The organism is Rahnella sp. RcJ3 (genome assembly GCF_009498575.1).
GTDB lineage: Bacteria > Pseudomonadota > Gammaproteobacteria > Enterobacterales > Enterobacteriaceae > Rahnella > Rahnella aceris.
This window is the reverse complement of sequence record NZ_QSNX01000037.1, coordinates 1-17,691: the sequence shown is the minus strand read 5'-3', so window position 1 is coordinate 17,691 and position 17,691 is coordinate 1. Positions and strand designations below refer to the sequence as shown.

At 48.6% G+C, this 17,691-nt stretch carries 13 protein-coding genes and 2 pseudogenes; 5 read left to right on the top strand and 10 right to left on the bottom strand.

The features are described from left to right. Both DXU84_RS24435 and DXU84_RS24430 read left to right on the top strand, forming a co-directional pair. Positions 1-539: IS3 family transposase (locus DXU84_RS24435; RefSeq protein WP_153376815.1), on the top strand; the 539-nt coding region annotated here is incomplete at its 5' end. A gap of 342 nt (positions 540-881) precedes the next feature. Then, the gene (locus tag DXU84_RS24430) at positions 882-1,565 is read left to right on the top strand and encodes a TetR/AcrR family transcriptional regulator (RefSeq protein WP_153376814.1); all 684 of its coding nucleotides are present in this window, start codon (positions 882-884) and stop codon (positions 1,563-1,565) included. A 391-nt stretch (positions 1,566-1,956) separates the two neighbouring features. On the opposite strand, the gene DXU84_RS24425 is transcribed toward DXU84_RS24430, so the two are convergent. The 3 genes and pseudogenes from DXU84_RS24425 to DXU84_RS24415 form a co-directional block, all read right to left on the bottom strand. Next, positions 1,957-2,757 (bottom strand): MipA/OmpV family protein, encoded by an 801-nt coding sequence (locus DXU84_RS24425; RefSeq protein WP_153376813.1) that lies wholly within the window; start codon positions 2,755-2,757, stop codon positions 1,957-1,959. A 1,227-nt stretch (positions 2,758-3,984) separates the two neighbouring features. Next, positions 3,985-4,775, bottom strand: a pseudogene (locus DXU84_RS24420) (transposase); the annotation flags it as partial. 212 nt (positions 4,776-4,987) lie between these two features. After that, positions 4,988-5,344: a DDE-type integrase/transposase/recombinase gene (locus DXU84_RS24415; protein WP_153376812.1), complete on the bottom strand. Its 357-nt coding sequence runs from the start codon at positions 5,342-5,344 to the stop codon at positions 4,988-4,990. 817 nt (positions 5,345-6,161) lie between these two features. Here DXU84_RS24415 and DXU84_RS24410 point away from each other — a divergent pair. Then, positions 6,162-7,361 carry an MFS transporter gene (locus DXU84_RS24410; protein WP_153376811.1) on the top strand — a complete coding sequence of 400 codons (1,200 nt, stop codon included), beginning with the start codon at positions 6,162-6,164 and terminating at the stop codon, positions 7,359-7,361. Between the two features lie 118 nt (positions 7,362-7,479). Here DXU84_RS24410 and DXU84_RS24405 read toward each other — a convergent pair whose 3' ends face one another. Further along, a complete protein-coding gene (locus DXU84_RS24405) occupies positions 7,480-8,661 on the bottom strand; it encodes an MFS transporter (protein ID WP_228389060.1) in 1,182 nt (393 codons plus the stop codon). Positions 8,662-8,855: 194 nt separating this feature from the next. On the opposite strand from DXU84_RS24405, the gene DXU84_RS24400 reads away from it, so the two are divergent. Continuing rightward, positions 8,856-9,695, top strand: a complete 840-nt coding sequence (locus tag DXU84_RS24400) for a sugar phosphate isomerase/epimerase (protein ID WP_153376809.1) — start codon at positions 8,856-8,858, stop codon at positions 9,693-9,695. A gap of 8 nt (positions 9,696-9,703) precedes the next feature. On the opposite strand, the gene DXU84_RS24395 is transcribed toward DXU84_RS24400, so the two are convergent. From DXU84_RS24395 to DXU84_RS24380, 4 genes are all read right to left on the bottom strand, one after another. Then, on the bottom strand, positions 9,704-10,684 hold the full coding sequence (locus DXU84_RS24395; RefSeq protein ID WP_153376808.1) for a LacI family DNA-binding transcriptional regulator: 981 nt from the start codon (positions 10,682-10,684) through the stop codon (positions 9,704-9,706). A 97-nt stretch (positions 10,685-10,781) separates the two neighbouring features. After that, positions 10,782-11,930, bottom strand: a complete 1,149-nt coding sequence (locus DXU84_RS24390; RefSeq protein WP_153376807.1) for a Gfo/Idh/MocA family protein — start codon at positions 11,928-11,930, stop codon at positions 10,782-10,784. A gap of 1 nt (position 11,931) precedes the next feature. Then, positions 11,932-12,996 (bottom strand): sugar phosphate isomerase/epimerase, encoded by a 1,065-nt coding sequence (locus tag DXU84_RS24385; protein WP_037035734.1) that lies wholly within the window; start codon positions 12,994-12,996, stop codon positions 11,932-11,934. A gap of 16 nt (positions 12,997-13,012) precedes the next feature. After that, positions 13,013-14,248 (bottom strand): MFS transporter, encoded by a 1,236-nt coding sequence (locus tag DXU84_RS24380; RefSeq protein ID WP_037035732.1) that lies wholly within the window; start codon positions 14,246-14,248, stop codon positions 13,013-13,015. Between the two features lie 694 nt (positions 14,249-14,942). Here DXU84_RS24380 and DXU84_RS24375 point away from each other — a divergent pair. Next, a pseudogene (locus DXU84_RS24375) lies at positions 14,943-15,205 on the top strand (helix-turn-helix domain-containing protein); the annotation flags it as partial. Between the two features lie 71 nt (positions 15,206-15,276). On the opposite strand, the gene lepA reads toward DXU84_RS24375, so the two are convergent. Both lepA and DXU84_RS24365 read right to left on the bottom strand, forming a co-directional pair. Continuing rightward, complete coding sequence (gene lepA, locus DXU84_RS24370; protein WP_037035731.1) at positions 15,277-17,070, bottom strand: translation elongation factor 4; 1,794 nt, start codon at positions 17,068-17,070, stop codon at positions 15,277-15,279. Between the two features lie 343 nt (positions 17,071-17,413). Continuing rightward, positions 17,414-17,691: transposase (locus DXU84_RS24365; RefSeq protein ID WP_228389059.1), on the bottom strand; the 278-nt coding region annotated here is incomplete at its 5' end.

Genomic DNA, 17,691 nt, shown 5'->3' with positions numbered 1-17,691 from the left:
CCGCACAGCGCCGACAACCGCAGCCGCAGGGTCTGTATCCGAATCACGTCTGGGGCATGGATTTTGTCTCTGATGCGCTGTTTGACGGGCGACGACTGCGCCTGCTGACGGTTATCGACCTGTACACCCGCGAATGCCTGGGGCTCTGCGTGGGGCAGAATTTGCGTTCAACAGAAGTGGCAGAAATGCTGAACAGCATAGCGCTCAGACGTCCTTTACCTCAGTTGCTGAAAACCGATAATGGTTCTGGATTTGCAGGGAAAATGCTGGACAGGTGGGTATATGAACGAGGGATCAGGATCGACTTCTCACGCCCGGGAACACCGACGGATAATGCGCCGGTGGAGTCCTTCAACGGCAGGTTACGGCAGGAATGTCTGAACGAGAACGGGTTCATGTCTCTGGAGGATGCACGGTACAAAATCGAGGCCTGGCGCATACACTATAACCAGAGTCGTCCCCATTCTGCACTGGGCTGGATGACGCCCTCCGAATTTGCCGAAAAATCTGCCGGTTGCCAGAATATGCAGCCAGAATGAAGCCGGTTATTCCTGATTATGAATGGATCACATACGGGGTCAGGGTCAAAATCAACTCCATCACTTATAGTTACAGACTTGAAACTGGGTGCAAATCAGCGAGGTGGTGTTGGCGTATGGCTTGAATCCGGTACGATGGCTTTTTTTCGGAATTTAAAAATAACGCCAGCATCCTGAATCAGGTAAAGGTAATCAATTAACTCAAAAAATATGCAGGTCGACTCGCCATTTGAAGTAAATTATCCTGTCCACAATCGCACCACTTGACAATACCGAAACGATACTTCATCGTTTCGGTATCTTACATCATTTTATTGTAGATTAGAATTTGGTGGAGCACCGATGTCCAGAAGCAAATCAGAAAGTGTACGAAATGCCTTTTTGTCCGCAGCAAGAGACGTATTCCTTGAGGTCGGATTTGAGCAATCCACCATGGATCAAATAGCATCAAGATCAGGCAGTGCAAAATCTACTTTGTATCGATATTTTGATTCAAAGGAGTCGTTGTTTTCCGCACTGATAATCAAAGCATCACAAGGAAATGACAATGAAATCATCAATTTCTTGTACTGTACTGGAGATGGTCCACAGCCGATTAGTTCATCAGAAAGTGCTGTAGACTCACTTCTTTTCCCAAACCATGAAGAAAATTGTAAAGACGCTCTGACAAAATTTGGACACTACATTCTTTCTAGTTTTCATACACCACGCGCTCTTGCAGCCAGACGTATGATGATTACGGCGTCCGCAAATCCAGACTTAGGTCAATTGTTTTATGAGCAAGGTCCAAACAAAGCCATACAGCATCTAGGACTATACTTTAAACCACTCATTGAACGAGGCTATTTATACGAAGCGGATCCTCATGTTGTTGCTTGTCATTATTTCGGCTTGCTTGAATCTGAGATAAATGAAGCAGGCTTATATAATGTAATAATACAACTCAGTGAACAGCAAATTACAGATATTGTTTCACGCGCAGTTGAAGTTTTCATACGTGCTTATGTTTATAAATCATCTGATTGAGGTTTCATAGCCCCCCTTCCCAGGCCTATAGCAAACCTAGTAATAGAATCCCCTCACTCAATATTTTTTATTTTCAGTGAATTTTATTTAAAAAACCATTAAATAATGAGTAAAACGCGGTGCATTTTAAATGCCAATAAACGGTCCCGATGTTCTTCTTCTTATAGACACACAGTTCCTAACCAGGAATAACTGAATGCATCCACTCTTAGCTTGGAACATTATGAGTATACTCTCCAGTAAAAATAGCGGTTGGCACATCGTTTTTAAGAGAGATAACTGCACGTTAGTCATTTTTTGTATGACCTGAAAATACTATCGAGGTTATTCCATAACTGATATTTTATCGCTCATGATATGAATTTCCATGAGCGATAGATCATTTAGCGCATTAGAAACGGTAAATATAACCAATACTTACCGATGTCTGACTTGAGTTGTCAACTAATGGACTATCTTTAATACCACTCCCAAACCGGGTGGCACTTGCATCAAGGAACAGCGTATGCTGGCGAGCCATGGTATAATCCATACGAATTCCCACCTCCATATTGGTGGTAGAATTCCCCTCATAAAAACTGCGATCTACCCGCACCTCTGATCTTTTTACGCCATAGTAATAATCAACAAATTTGCTATCAACCCATTCTACGGCGAACCTTGGCGTTAAACCGAAAGTCCCGGATGCAAACCGTTTTTCTGCCTGTAATTTTGCTCGAGATCCTTTACTATACCCGGACACTTCACCGAGAATTTCCGCCGAAAGATCGACAATCCCAGTTTTCCACATCATTGCTCCCCCGGCCCATACACCGCCCTTGCGGTCATCCATACCGGTAAGAAATGGAGAGTCATCCGCATCATAACCATCCCCGGCATATTTGGCTCGCAGGCTCAGTGTAAATGACTCGTTAGAGAGAAATTTAAGATCTACTTTAGGAATAGAAGTACTAATCCATCTGTTTTCATACGAAAACAAAGGTAAAGGGAGTACATCAACATCAATATCGCGATATGGTTTTTGAATGGCTGCAACACCGGCACCCAAACCCCACTTCGAGGTTTCATTACTGCTAATAGTTGATGTTTCTGCTATTGCAGCGGGTATCCAGAAAGTTGAAATCATAAGAGAAGCCAAAACATTAGGCACAGAACAGCCAACCAACTTACTAGAGTGAGAGCGATGCTTCATTGCATAGTCCTTTTTAACGTGGGGGATACACATCCAAGAGCCATCAATCAGGGATCGAAGCTCATAAGTCTGGAGAAACACATTCATCATCAGTGACATAATGACCAGCCAATATATGTGGCCTTAACCAAGGTGGTACTTTACTGTGTTGGCTTCATACACTTCTGATTCTGCTAATCTGCTGATCTGCTGATCTGCTGATCTGCTGATTTAACTATCTAAAACGTCCTAAGGAGCTCATATTGGGCTGATACTCGGTGATCTTCCCAACAACATTTTCTTCACAATCGAAGTCAATCCTCACTAAGGATTTGCTGCAAAACATCTAGGTTGCAGTTTTATCCATTGATGATCTGAGCAATACTAGACTGAGTAAAAAACATTTAAATACATATAGTTGTATTTTTTACTGCGCCCACCGCACCGCACCGCACCGCACCGCTATAACCATTAAAACAGCTTCAAACGGCCAACATACTGATGTTTGCGTACAGTATAAAAACGATCCGACAATAACGAAACGATACCGTTTCGTTTCAGTTGTGTCAATCCATAACGATACGAATTCGGTTAACCCCTATCTCCGAGTAACTATGGGGTTACAGTAAACTGATTCAGCATGATGCCGATGGATGGATGCCTCTGTTTAAAAATGCTTTTACATGGTGCTGGAATGTTACGGTTGAAATGAATTGGGATTTATTTACTGCATCCAGAGGATACTATTAGAACTATATTTATTTGCACGTTTCCGCTGTCAGCTAGAAGTTAATTTCATCAGTAGTTATTTTTCATAGAACAAAAACATCCGCACCTTAATTATTCTTTAAAGAGCATAAGGAACATTACCCTTAAAAAGATAAAGAACTATTTTTACCATGATGCGATAAATAAACCAATATAATAATTACAATATAAACTTCAAATTTATATTTTTACCCTAAGGAACATTCTCTGTAATTTTTGAAAATTTAAACACTCAACAAAAAATCAATAAAAAAATTTCCTTTAATGTTTTTATTTCGAACAATTAAAATCACAAAGTTATTAAGTGCAGACATAAAAGAGTTATGCATTTAATTAGTAAAAGGAAATAATACATGAAGAAAAAATAATATCGCGTAAAACCATAGTGTACTCGAAGCCACTCTAATAGGTCATGAATATAAATTAACACAACGACTACTTGCTAAATATCTAAATATCCCGACACCAATAATAAGACCTGAATCCTGATTCTGATCTTAATCGTTGGGGATTGTCTCCGGCAGTGATCAGCAATTGCGAAGCGCTTTAGTATCCAATAGAATTACGTTTAATCAGTTCAAGTGCCAGCTCATCGACAATTGCCACAATCATGACATCCAGATCAGCGATTTCGTCATGTAACTCGAGATAGCGTCGTGCAAGGGACTTTAATGAAATGCGATAAACATTTGTAACATTGCGGTATTCACTGGCATCAGGCCTGCAGGATCCCAAAGTCCTGATGAGCTGCATGCGCGTCATATTTCTGAGCTGTTCACGTAATTCATCTGGGGCAGAGATAATATTGGAATGGATAATCTGGAGAGTGACTCTGCGGGCTGCTATCGCTGTTTTGCGGCAAGTTTTTAACACCCGCAGAGATTCAATCATGCCATTGCGCGTTTTGGGGGTAACAGTCCTTATACCAGAGAATTCTGCATGAGCAGCACACTCAGCATCAATCGTGTCACTTTTACCTCGTTTGCGTCGCTCCATCCGATCTGGCGCAGTCACTTCAAGGACTTCTACCCAGCATTCTGAAAATAGCGAAGCAGCCCGGAACCATAGGTACCTGTACACTCCACGCCAATTTGCTTTAATGCGCCAAACGAGGTCATCCATGCCAGCATCTGCCCGTAACCTTGTTGTGTTGTGGAGAAATACTGGGTCCCCAGAACTTTATTGTTCTGATCGACGACAGCGGCAACGTGCAGATCTTTATGTGTATCCACGCCACCCACAACGGCGGCTTCGGTAACTTTATCAGCCATGACAGAGCTCCTGTGAGGAAACAGAGTTGAATCTCCAGACAGATAACCCGGACAGGACACAAAAGGTCGATCGCTGTGTGAGTCAGGATGCGGGAAGGTCTTCACTGCATCAGTAATCACACCAATCTGGTTTAACGGCAAACTGAGTGATGATAAAAACTGACACCGGCATTATTACTTTCGCTATGGAATACAACTGGGCCTGTTGGCCGCTATTTATTGACCGCCAGTCGTAGTGCCCGGCTAGTCTGGGCACCCTCCGGTTTGTCCGAGAAGGCCCAACTCACTATTTTTCTTGAACATAAGTCCATGACAATAGCCAGATATAACCAGCCCTGAGCTGTGTCAAGATAGGTGGTATCACCTGACCACCAGATATTCAATGTCTCTGGATTAAACTGTCGATTCAACAGATTCGCCGCAATTACACCCGGTTTACCACCACGTGGATAGCGATGACATCCGGCACGCTTCGCAATCAGCATCAGGGTCTTCATTTTCTGACGGACACGGTATCGGCCAACGTTAACGTAGGCGCCGACTGCCATACGTCGCATCAATTTAAGCATGGAGATGCTTAGCCGCCGCATGAAGCATCAGTACATTTGCTCTGAGAGCTGGCCGCCTGCTCCGGGCGTAAAATACACTGCGCGTGAGCGACAGGCATCAACATACTTGCTGGATGTTTGCCCCAGCCTTCTTCAGCTTCACCGCGACTTTTTGTCGTTGTTCATTTCCATGACGAAGAAGGCTGAAGATTTTTTAACAGGTCATTGTCGCTTTGCAACTGACGTACCTGCTTTTCAAGTATCTGTATTCGTCGTTGTTCAGTCGTAATCGCGGTGACGATGGGAGTATCGCCCCTGACTTCTCTGCGATATTGGCGTAACCAGCGTTGTAATATTGAGGGCCAATATTCATCGTTTCAGCAGCCTGAGTTACCGGGTACTTGTGCTGAAGAACCAAGTTGGCACATTCCTGCTTGAACTCATGGATAAACGTTTTTCTTTGCATTCTCACCTCGTTAGCATTGCTCATTATATCTCTAACAAAGTGTCCGGTTTGATTAGACCATTACACCATATTCCTGTTAGGTTCCCTGTGGGAAATAAGCACAAAACTGACTCTTCATCCTCCTATAAGAAGAAAATGGTCTGGTCGGGAGGGTTTTGTAGGAACCGGTGTGGAAAAAGGGGATTATCCCGTGCCTGGCGCATTATTCGCTCCGGGTCAAATCCACCGACCACACGTGCTTGACAGTAAGAATAGACTTCTATACCCTCCGCGTCAGACATTTCAGACTCACTGAATTGCGTAAGCGTTAACGTCAACCAACGCATGACTTACGATCGTATCAACGCATCGTATTTACAGGGTTGACTTAATATGTCTGTTATATCAGATAAAACACCGCACGTTAAAAAGTCCCTATTTTCACTGACCTTCATCGGTATCCTGCTTATTGCCTCTAACCTGAGAGCACCAATAACTGCCCTGGGGCCGGTTATTCATCAAATCGCGGCTTCGTTTAATCTATCGTGTACCTATACGGGTTTACTTAACGCATTGCCTTTACTCATTTTTGGCCTTGCTTCTCCTTTTGCACCCGTACTCACCCGCAGAATAGGCCTTGAGAGCTCGCTCTTAGCCGCACTTGTCTTAATTACCGTAGGATGTCTTGTGCGTTCATCTCTGGGAGTCTTTGGGTTGTGGACAGGGACATTCATTATCGGCCTGGGGATAGCTGTTGCGAACGTCCTGGTTGTGCCGTTAATAAAACGGGACTACCCAGTTCATGCCGCGCGCTGCATAGGGTTTTATGCAGCCACCATGGCTCTGACAGCAGCTTTATCAAGCGGCATGGCTTCCCCACTGTCAGCACTCAGTAGCGCGACATGGAGAGTGTCAATGGGTATCTGGGTTATACCTGCAGCCTTTGCTCTTATCGTGTGGATAAAAGTATGTGCCAGAATGGATAATGAGGTGGGTTCAACCAAGAAACCTGTTATCCAGGGCGCAAGCTCCGTCTGGAAAAGCGGCGTGGCCTGGCAGGTTTCAATGTTTATGGCTCTGCAGACGATGGTCTTTTACACGCTTATTGACTGGTATCCTTCAATGGCGAATACACATGGCGTCAGCTCATCTGTGGCAGGTTTCCATTTGTTCATCTATCAGGCCGTTGCCGTCTTAGCCAATCTGTCCACTGCCGTATTCATTGCCCGTCTGAGGGATCAACGGTTGCTGGGGCTGATATGCTCATTATTCATTACCTCAGGCGTTGCTGGCCTGCTGCTGATGCCAGCCGTATCAGTACTCTGGCTCATCCTTGCAGGCATCGGTGCGGGTATGTCCATGGTCACCTGTCTCACCCTCTTTGGGCTCAGAGCCCGTGAGCATCACCAGGCGGGGCAGCTGTCGGGGAAGGCGCAGTGCATCGGCTATCTGATTGGTGCTCTGGGCCCCTGTCTGGCTGGCATATTACATGGCTATACCCACACCTGGAATTCAACCCTTCTCTGTCTGCTCCTTGTTTCATTCGCCCAGGCTTATTTTGCATGGCATGCGGGCAGGAACAGATTGGTTTAGAGGATATGTGCCCGGCTTGAATCGGGCACATTTTGGGCCATTAACACAGTTTTTACTGAAGTACAACGAGGAAAAAAATGTCTTTGAGCCCTCTATCCTACTAGAGTTCATTGCATGTCTAACGCCTGCCTGCATGCCAGACAGTAACGGCATAGACGACCAGACCGGTAACACCCAACACAACGCCAACATAGGCCGTTGATATCCAACCAAAGCCTGAAGACACCGCCAGACCTCCCAGCCAGGCGCCCATCGCATTGGCAATGTTCAGGGCGGAATGGTTCATCGCGGCGGCCAGCGTTTGCGAATCATTGGCAACATCCATCAGGCGTATTTGTAATGACGGCAGTAAAACAGATGACGTTCCAATCAGGAATATGGCAATCATCCCTGACGCAACATGCGTGGCCAGCAGAGGGAAAGCTGCCATAATTAGAATGTTCCATAGCAACGTCCAGCCTATTACCTTAAGTACCGCCTTCTCCGCCAGGCGTCCGCCAACCAGATTGCCGAATATCATGCCCAGACCAAAGGCTGCCATGGCCCATGGGATCAATCCCTCAGGCATCCCAGCCACGTTGATCAGCGTTGGCGCGATATAGCTAAAGACCGCAAACATTCCGCCAAATCCAATGGCTCCCACTAGCAATGTCAGCAGAACCTGGCTGTTCTTCAGGGCTTCCAGTTCACGTAAAGGATGGGCATTACTTTCGTTCGCCGTCATCGGGACAAAGCGCAGTATCAGTACACAGGTCAGCAAGCCGATGGCGCCCACGAAACCGAACACCACGTGCCAGTTAAACACCTGCCCTATCCAGGATCCCAGCGGTACGCCCACCAACGTGGCAATAGTCAGTCCGAGCATTAAAGCGCTCAACGCCCTGCCACGTTTTTCTGGCGTTACCAGCGAGGCCGCAACCAGAGAAGCCACACCGAAGAAGGCACCGTGCGGTAATCCTGTCAGGAAACGGGCACCAATCAATTGATAGTAACTGCCCGAAAATGCACTGACGATGTTGCCAATGAAAAACACCGCCATCAAGCAGAGTAGAAGTTTTTTTCGCGCCATGCGGGCCGCCAGAACCGCAATCACTGGTGCACCGACTACCACGCCCAGCGCATAACTGGCGATTGCGTTACCGGCCTGCGGTTCAGAGATATTAAGTGACTCTGCAACCCCGGGCAGAAGCCCCATGATAATGAACTCACCCGTACCGATGCCAAACCCGCCCAGTGCCAAAGCAAAAATGGCCCAACGTGCTGCGTCGGAACCTAAGACATTGTTCGTCTGATTATGCAAAATCATACCTCTTAAAGAGTGTCTCTCTTTTAGCGTTGAAATGCCTGACTGGGTATAAATCACCCGAATAAGATGAATGCCCTCCCCTATTTGAGGTTCATCACATTTTTGCAAAAGTCAGCACAATTATAAAGTAATCGATTACTTTTTGTCGTAGCTTTGTAATCGATTACTTTTAATCATCCGGAGACCTTATGTTTACTCGAATACTGGCCAGTTCATTGCTGTTTACTTCCGTCGCGCTCACCTCCTGCCCTGTCGCGGCGGCTGAGGTTGATAATGAAATTGCTTTGCAAATGTACACCCTGCGCAACGTGGGTTCGGCGGATAAACAGTTCGCCATGGCGCACGAAGCGGGTTTCAAAAATGTCGAAATTGTCGGCACACACGACCTGAGCGCGAAGCAAATGCAGGCGCTGCTGGCAAAAAATCAGTTAAAGGTGACCTCCGCGCACGTTCAACTGTCCGCCCTTGAGAACTCCTACGCTCAAACCCTTGCTTTCAACAAAGCGGTGGGCAATAAAACCCTCATCGTGCCGTGGATTGAAGCGGAAGACCGCCCGACAAACAGTCAGGGATGGATTGATTATGCCAAACGACTAGATGGGCTCGGTGCAACATTGCGCAAGGACGGCATGCAGTTGGGCTATCACAACCACAACTTTGAGATGAAGAAATACGATGGTGTGACGGCGCTTGAAATCATCATGAACCACACCCAACCCAATAATCTGAAGCTGGAAATGGATGCCGCCTGGGTGTCTCGTGGAGGTCAGGATCCGGTGCGTTTTCTGAAGGAATATCCCAGCAGGATTTATGCCATCCATGCCAAGGATAACGCCGCAATTGGTATCCGCGATGATGAAATGAACTTTGCACCCTTAGGCGAAGGGTTACTGGACTGGCAGACCATTCTGCCGGCGGCGAAAGCCAGCGGCGTGAAATTGTTCATTATCGAGCACGACAAACCGAACGATCCGTGGAGCATTATAACCACGTCTCTGCACAACTTACGGGCGGCACTCAGTCACTGATGACTGACTTATGCGCTGGCGCGTTCAGTTAAGTGCCAGCTCATCATTATCCGCTGCGTGGGTGAATCAGGATGTTCAATTTTATGTAGTAACAGGCTGAACGCCTTACGGCCAATGTCCTTTGACGGCTGCACGATGGTGGTCAGCGGTGGTGAAACCATTTCGGCCAGTTCGCTGCCATCAAAACCGGCCACCGCGATATCTTCAGGCACCCGTAACCCCGCCTGCTGAATGGCTGACATCGCGCCTGCCGCCAGAGTGTCAGATACGGCAAATACCGCATCTGGACGCTCTTCTGCGGCCAGCAATTTTTCCATTGCCAGCTTGCCAGCGCTAAAACTCAGTTCGCTTGCATAGGTTATCGCCTGCCAGGCCTGTTTGCTACTTTCCAGCTGACGGGTATAGCCTTTCTGCCGCAGCTGCGCATACTTATAACTGAGATCGTGATTGATCAGCGCAATGCGCTGGCGACCTTTACCGCTCAGATAACGAACCACTTCCTGCGACGCGTCAGCATCATCGATGCCAACGCAGGAAATCTCGCCCGCATCTGCATACTCGGCGCACTGTACCCATGGGGTCTTGCCAATTAAGTGAGTAAGTTCGGGAAGTTTACTGAAGGCGTCCATGGTGATAATGCCATCTACCATTTTTCCCGCCAGCAGTTGGAGGCTTGAGCGTGAACGTTCAATATTGGAGCCGGAGTTGCACAGCAAAATGCGGTAGCCATTTTTTTCGGCCTGCTCTTCAATGCCTTTCACCACATCGGCGCAGAACGGGTTGGATATGTCTGAGACCAGTACCAGAATCATTGAGCTGCGTGAAGTGCGTAACTGTCGCGCCAGCAGGTTGGGCTGGTAATTGCTTTGTTTGATCGCCTCGAGCACTTTCTCGCGATTTTTGTCTTTAACGCTGTCGCTGTTGTTTAACACCCGCGAGACCGTCGCGACAGAAACGCCCGCTAAACGGGCGATTTTTTGGATGGACATGGTAGCAACTCTTGCTCAGTCAGATGACACGCAGGTTACCATAAATCTGTCTGCACAATAAGTTAGCCCGGCCGGCGTCTGCCGACCGAGCCAGGCTTCAGTCGCTGACGCGCACCCATCGCTGCTGCTGATGGCTTTTCAGGATCGCATCGACAATCGCCATCACCTGCGCGCCGTCGCGGAAGGTGGCAAACGACAATCCTGGCGAGGCCGGTTTGCCCTGCTCCACCGCCTGATAGAACTGCTGCATCATATTACGGAAAGCATCTGGCCATCCCTCAATGTGCCCGCCGGGAAAACGTGCCCGTGCTGCCACATCCGGATTCATCAGCGAAGGATCGTCGGACAACAGCTGATTGGCCTTGTGACGATGCCCAAGCCAAAGCTGCTGCGGTATTTCCTGATCCCAAGCTAATGAACTCAGGCTGCCGTTCACCTCGAGACTAAGACGGTTTTTGCGCCCGGCTGAAACCTGCGAAACGCTAAAGCTGCCTTTGCTGCCATCATCGAAGCGGAACAGCACAAAGCCCATATCTTCCGTGGTCACATCGCGTGATTCGTACTGCATTTCTTCTTGCTGCGCCCCAAAGGTTGCCGACGTATTCAGGCTGGCTTTACGCGTGGGCCAGACGATCGACAAATCGGCCATCACCTCGACGATTTTCCGGCCGGTGACGAACTGAATGGTGTCGCACCAGTGCGAGCCGATATCCGCCACGGCGCGGGAAGCGCCTCCTTTTCCGGCATCAACGCGCCAGTTGTAATCAGTCTCTTCCAGCATCCAGTCCTGCAGATAGCTACCCTGCGCCGAGAACAACCGGCCCAGTTGCTGGTAACGCATCATGCTGGCGGCCTGCTGTACCATGGCGAACTGGCGATAAACAAAGCTGACGCCATGAACCACCCCCGCTTTTTCGGCAAGTTCGACCAGCTCACGGGCTTCCTCCATCGTCATGCACAGCGGCTTCTCAGAAAAGACATGCTTGCCGGCGCGCAGGATCTGCCGGTTAATTTCTGCGTGCAGATGGTTTGGCGTACAGTTGTGCACTGCATCCAACCCTTCATGTTGTAAAAATGCCGCGACGTCGCTGTATGCGTGAGGCACGTTGAGCTCAGCAGCGCGCGTTTCTGCTGCCGTCTGAGTGGAATCACAAATCGCAACGACCTGAATATTGCCAAGGCGACGCAAGGCTTCAATATGCGCCGGACCAATAAATCCGGTGCCAATAATGCCGACATTGATCATCCTAAGCTCCCCTGTCCAGACCAAGCTGCGCGTGTACGCTGGCGTGGTCGCCGTCCTGAGCGGCAAAGTCATCAAACGCGCGATCGGCCACCGGAATAATGTGACGCTGGATAAATTCGGCCCCTTCGCGCGCGCCTGTTTCGCTGTCTTTTAAGCAGCATTCCCACTCCAGTACTGCCCAGCCGCCGTAATCGTACTGTGCCAGCTTACTGAAGATACCTTTGAAATCGATCTGACCATCGCCCGGTGACCGGAAACGTCCGGCGCGATCAAGCCAGCGCTGATAACCGCCATACACGCCGCTGCGACCGTTTGGCAGATATTCCGCGTCCTTGACGTGGAAGGCCTTGATGCGTGAGTGGTAGATATCGATAAACTGCAGATAATCCATGTGCTGCAGATGCAGATGGCTGGGATCAAACAGGATATTGCAGCGCGGATGATTATTCACCTGCGCCAGAAAACGTTCAAAAGTCACGCCATCATGCAGGTCTTCGCCTGGATGAATTTCGTAGCAGACATCCACGCCGTGACTATCGAATTCATCCAGCACCGGCTGCCAGCGGCGCGCCAGTTCCTCAAACGCTTCCTCCAGCAGCGCAGGATTATGCGGTGGCCACGGATAGAGATACGGCCAGGCCAGTGAACCTGAGAAGGTCGCATGGGCACTGAGCCCCAGCTTCGCCGAAGCCGCGGCGGCCAGCTTTACGGTGTTAATCGCCCAGGCGGTACGTTTTGCATTGTCACCACGCACCTGTGCCGGGGCAAAGCTGTCAAACGCCAGGTCGTGCGCCGGATGCACCGCGATCAGCTGGCCTTCAAGATGGGTGGACAGTTCACTCACCACCAGACCGTAGCTGGCCAGCACCCCTGTCACCTCATCGCAATAGGTCTGGCTGGTTGCAGCGCGTTCAAGGTCGAAAATCAACGGGTGGTTACAGGGTATCTGCAGCGCCTTATAGCCCAGCGCGGATGCCCATTGTGCCAGCCCGTCCAGCGTATTAAAGGGCGTCTGTTGCCCGATAAACTGCGACAGAAAAATCCCGGGTCCTTTTAACGTTTTCACGTTTACCTCCAGTTAATTAAGCCGCTTCATCCCGATATTTAAAGGTGAAGAGGAAAAGTAAAGCGATCGCCGCCGCCGCAACGGCGGGGATCCACCAGAAAATTGCCCAGTTCTGCGCGGTGCCGTGGCCGGCAACCAGACTGTTGTAAAGCACACCTGAGATTTGCGAGCCCAGCAGCATGCCAATGCCATAGGTGAACATCACGATCATGCTCTGCGCCTGGCCTTTGACCTTGTCGCCGGCAATGCGATCGGTATAGATAAAGCCCACGACAAAGAAGAAGTCATAGCAGACACCGTGCAGCAAAATGCCGAGGTAGATCAGCGCGCGGCCTTCGTCGCCCATACCCAACGCAAACAGCGCGTAACGGATAAACCAGGCGCACATCCCGGCCAGCAGCATGTATTTGACGCCAAGGCGGCGGAACAACAGCGGGATCACCAGCATAAAGAAGATTTCGGACATCTGGCCAAACGACATCACGGTACTGACGTTCTCAACGCCCGCATCCGCAAGCCATGAGGCGGTGTAGGCGTAATAGGTGCCAAGTGGAATCGAAATCAGCGTGGCGCACAGCGAAAAGATAAAGAAGTGGCGAATTTTTAGCAGCGCGAAGGCATCGGCGCAGAACAGATCGCGTAGCTGAAATGGCAGACCTTTCGCCGGCGCCGGGGTATGCGGCAGCGTCAGGCTGTAAATCGCCAGTGCCACCGAGCAGACCGCCGCCAGAGAGAAGATGGTGGTGCTGGACGAAATGCCGGTGACGCCAATAAAGATGCCCGCCACAATCCAGCCGATGGTGCCGAACACCCGCACCACCGGGAAACTTTTGTCACTGCTGGCCAAGCTGTGAAACGCGATGTTGTTCGACAGCGCCAGCGTGGGCATAAAGCACAGGGTGTAGCCGAACAGCAGCGCAATCAGCAGTGCGCCATTCTCAGCCTCCAGTGCAGCAGGAACGAACCACAGGATCACCCCACCCAGCAGATTCATCACCGCCATCACTTTTTGTGACGGAAAGAAACGATCGACCAGCATTCCCAGCACGAAAGGAGACAGAATCGAAGCAATGGGCCCCGCTGAAAACGCATCGCCGATCAGCAGCGACATATTGTGCTGAGTCATCACCAGCCCGAGCGTGACCGACCAGCTGCCCCAAATAAAGAATTGCATAAACATCATCAGCGACAGCCGGGGAACCAAAAGCCGGTGCTGCGGAATGACGACGTCAAAACGTTGTGAAGTAGGCATAGGTAAACTTTCTCCAAAGAAAGTAATCGATTACATTTTATCAAAGCAAAATGTAATCGATTACAAAATAACTAACTTTTAGATTGATCACAATTTTGAAGATCCATGTCAGTGCAGTTTCCGCCAAATCCATACAAACGGTGCTTTAGGGAGAGATTACTTAGAATATAAATAGCGGTTCGCGGCCATGAACTTACACAAAATTATCTTTTAATATGTGCGTAGCGGTAGTCGACTAAGAGTAACCGACTGCCCATTTGGTTGATTATATTAATTAAATGTTGACACTCGCATCCCCTCAATTTCTGCGTCCAGAGGCAGTGCAGTTGTTGCGAAGGAGGTTCTCACATGTCGGCCACGCTCTCCGAGTACGGCCGTTAGTAATACTGCTCCCCCGTCAGCAACCTTTTAGTTAACCCAGAAAGATGCACTTGATACGATCAAGAACCGCACGCTGAGAAATTGCTTCACTGCATCAACCGTCCCGTCAGTTACAGACATAACCTGAGCAAGCTGATTAACCACCGCCAGTCTGTTGCCCGCCGGCCGTCCTCAACTTTACCTGGCACATCGAAGATCTATGGTCCATTGTTTATCCGGCTGATCTGTCCGGCGGCATAAATTTTTGTCATTAATCAGTGTCTGAATATAGTGGCCACCGGAATTCGGCGGTATCTCAGGCATCTGAAAGCCTAATTCACGCATGCCCAATATTCACCAAACAGGTGGGTATCACGCGCTTGTCCGAAAGCGACACCGTTTAGCTCTTTCGCTTGATAAAAGAGAAGAGATATCCAGAGGGCTGGTAGCACAAAGTAGCATTAGGGGCATAGCTGAAAATTACCACGAGCTCCCTCAACTATCAGCCGCGAGATCAAGAGACACGGAGGCACAAAACAATACCGTGCAGCACAAGCAGATAAGGGCGCTTGTGACAGTGCCAAGAAACCAAAACCTTGAATCTTCTCTGGAAAGATAGAATTGAATTATTGTCAGACCTAAACATCAGCCAGAATCGTAAGAGCTATTTACGCTGAAAGGATTTCTGTAAAGACCTCCTTGGGAATGTCCAATCTCATCGTGCCCCTGCTATTTTTCCTACTTTCCCTTTGCTGCCTTATCATCCGCTGTTTTGCAGATACACTGCCATTAAAGCCAGACGCTAGCATATTTTTACGCAAAGGTGGAATATCAACCCGGGCAATGCTTTTATTATTTACAATCGCCTGAGCTGGTACCGGATAAAGACGACGCGGCATTAAATATTTCAACTTATGTACAACAGCAGTTCCGCGCTGAAAAGCCATATCGGTGTAACTGATAAATGCCAATGCATCTACAGACTGGCCATCAATGTGAATATCGACTTTTACCAAGTCAGAACGTCTGTACCCTTCTTGTTGATAGTCAAGCGTAGCATAGCCTTGACTGACAGACTTAAGCTCACTAAAGAATCCCTCGATCATCATTGAAAGTGGCATGCTGTATTCGATACAGACATCGTCACGAGACAGATATGACATGCTGATATACCCACCTCTTTTTCGTTCACACAATTCCAGTACTTTCCCTGCAAAATCCGAGGGTGTATTGATACAGGTATGAACAAAAGGTTCTTCAGCATAAAGCAGTATGTCATGAGAGGGGAAAAGTGCCGGATTATCAACTTCCATTAACGTGTTATTTTTTAGCATACAGCGATAAATAACTGCGGGTGCTGTGATAATAACATGCTGCTGATATTCTCTTTTCAAACGTTCCTCTATTATTTCCCTGTGAAGCATACCAAGAAATCCGCAGCGAAAACCTGCCCCAAGCGACTCTGAGACATGAGGCTCGACCTGGAGCGAAGCGTCATTCAACTGAAGTTTTAGCATTGCGCTACGTAACGCTTCGGCATCACCTTGTGCGTCAGGATAAATACCGCAAAAAACCATGGATTTAATCTCAGTGTACTTTGCAACAAGTTCTTTTGCTGGCAAATGTTGGCTGGTCAATGTGTCACCCACATTTACAGTGCGAATATCCTTGATGGCACCCGTGATATATCCTACTTCCCCCGTGTTCAGGCCGCTTGAGCGGGTCATCTCAGGCATAAAATATCCTGTTTCTAGGACATCAAAAGACTTATCGCCGGACATGAATTTAAGTTTGTCACCCGGATTCACACAGCCATCAACCATACGAACATGTAGGATAGCCCCGCGATAACTGTCATAGTGCGAGTCAAAAACGAAAGCTCTGACAGGGGAGTCAAGGTCCATTTTCGGTCCGGGGAAAATTTCAGGAATTGCAGAAAGCAGCGCGTCAACACCAACTCCGGTTCTTGCCGATAGGCTCATTACGTTCTGCAAGTCCAGAGCATCAATCTCGGACAGTTGTGCCATTACCCGTGGTATATCAGCTAACGGGCTGTCTATCTTATTGAGCGCAGGCAGTATGGTGAGGTTGTGCTGCCGGGCAAGTCGTAAGTTGGCCAAAGTCTGCGCCTGCACGCCCTGGGTTGCATCAATCAGTAAAATTGCCCCTTCACAGGCAGCAATGCTGCGTGAAACCTCTGCTGAAAAATCCACATGGCCGGGAGTATCAACGAGATTAAATTGCCATTTTTCACCCTGTTGATCCTGCCAAAGCATGTGAACCGTTTGCAGTTTAACGGTGATACCGCGCTCCCGTTCAATATCCATCGAATCCAGGATCTGGTCTTTCATTTCACGTTTTGTAAGGGTTTGGGTTAGTTCGATCATGCGATCAGCAAGCGTTGATTTGCCGTGATCGATATGGGCGATGATGCAAAAATTACGAATGTTTGAAATATTCATGGAGGGATAGCCTTGTATCAAGGTGGACAAAGTCCACAAAAAACTGGCACTTCAAAATGAAGCGCTGAGAGTTTCTGTAACGCCTAAGAAGCGCGTTTTTTGATACAATTTTCAGCCGCGTGGATATTACGCCTTGGCGAAATAGATAGTCAAGAGATTTTCAGGCTTAATCATGTGAGTGGAATTTTTAGTTTCCCAAACGGTGGCCTGCAAACAATTGATGAATTCATAGCGATGTTAGTACAGTCTGCTCTGGCACAGACCAGACTGTCAGATCTCTTTGGAAACAATCTCGTGACTCTGACCCTGTATGTGATCCAGTCATAATCAGGAATAACCGGCTTCATTCTGGCTGCATATTCTGGCAACCGGCAGATTTTTCGGCAAATTCGGAGGGCGTCATCCAGCCCAGTGTAGAATGGGGACGACTCTGGTTATAGTGTATGCGCCAGGCCTCGATTTTGCACCGTGCACCCTTCAGAGACATGAACCCGTTCTCGTTCAGACATTCCTGCCGTAACCTGCCGTTGAAGGACTCCACCGTCGCATCAGAGACAAAATCCATGCCCCAGACGTGATTCGGATACAGACCCTGCGGCTGCGGTTGTCGGCGCTGTGCGG

What these genes read in the sequence shown, in the direction of transcription:
- DXU84_RS24390 (WP_153376807.1), bottom strand. Translation starts at nt 11,930, where the DNA reads ATGATCAATGTCGGCATTATTGGCACCGGATTTATTGGTCCGGCGCAT.
- DXU84_RS24430 (WP_153376814.1), top strand. Translation starts at nt 882, where the DNA reads ATGTCCAGAAGCAAATCAGAAAGTGTACGAAATGCCTTTTTGTCCGCA.
- DXU84_RS24410 (WP_153376811.1), top strand. Translation starts at nt 6,162, where the DNA reads ATGTCTGTTATATCAGATAAAACACCGCACGTTAAAAAGTCCCTATTT.
- DXU84_RS24395 (WP_153376808.1), bottom strand. Translation starts at nt 10,684, where the DNA reads ATGTCCATCCAAAAAATCGCCCGTTTAGCGGGCGTTTCTGTCGCGACG.
- DXU84_RS24380 (WP_037035732.1), bottom strand. Translation starts at nt 14,248, where the DNA reads ATGCCTACTTCACAACGTTTTGACGTCGTCATTCCGCAGCACCGGCTT.
- DXU84_RS24425 (WP_153376813.1), bottom strand. Translation starts at nt 2,757, where the DNA reads ATGAAGCATCGCTCTCACTCTAGTAAGTTGGTTGGCTGTTCTGTGCCT.
- lepA (WP_037035731.1), bottom strand. Translation starts at nt 17,070, where the DNA reads ATGAATATTTCAAACATTCGTAATTTTTGCATCATCGCCCATATCGAT.
- DXU84_RS24415 (WP_153376812.1), bottom strand. Translation starts at nt 5,344, where the DNA reads ATGCTTAAATTGATGCGACGTATGGCAGTCGGCGCCTACGTTAACGTT.
- DXU84_RS24400 (WP_153376809.1), top strand. Translation starts at nt 8,856, where the DNA reads ATGTTTACTCGAATACTGGCCAGTTCATTGCTGTTTACTTCCGTCGCG.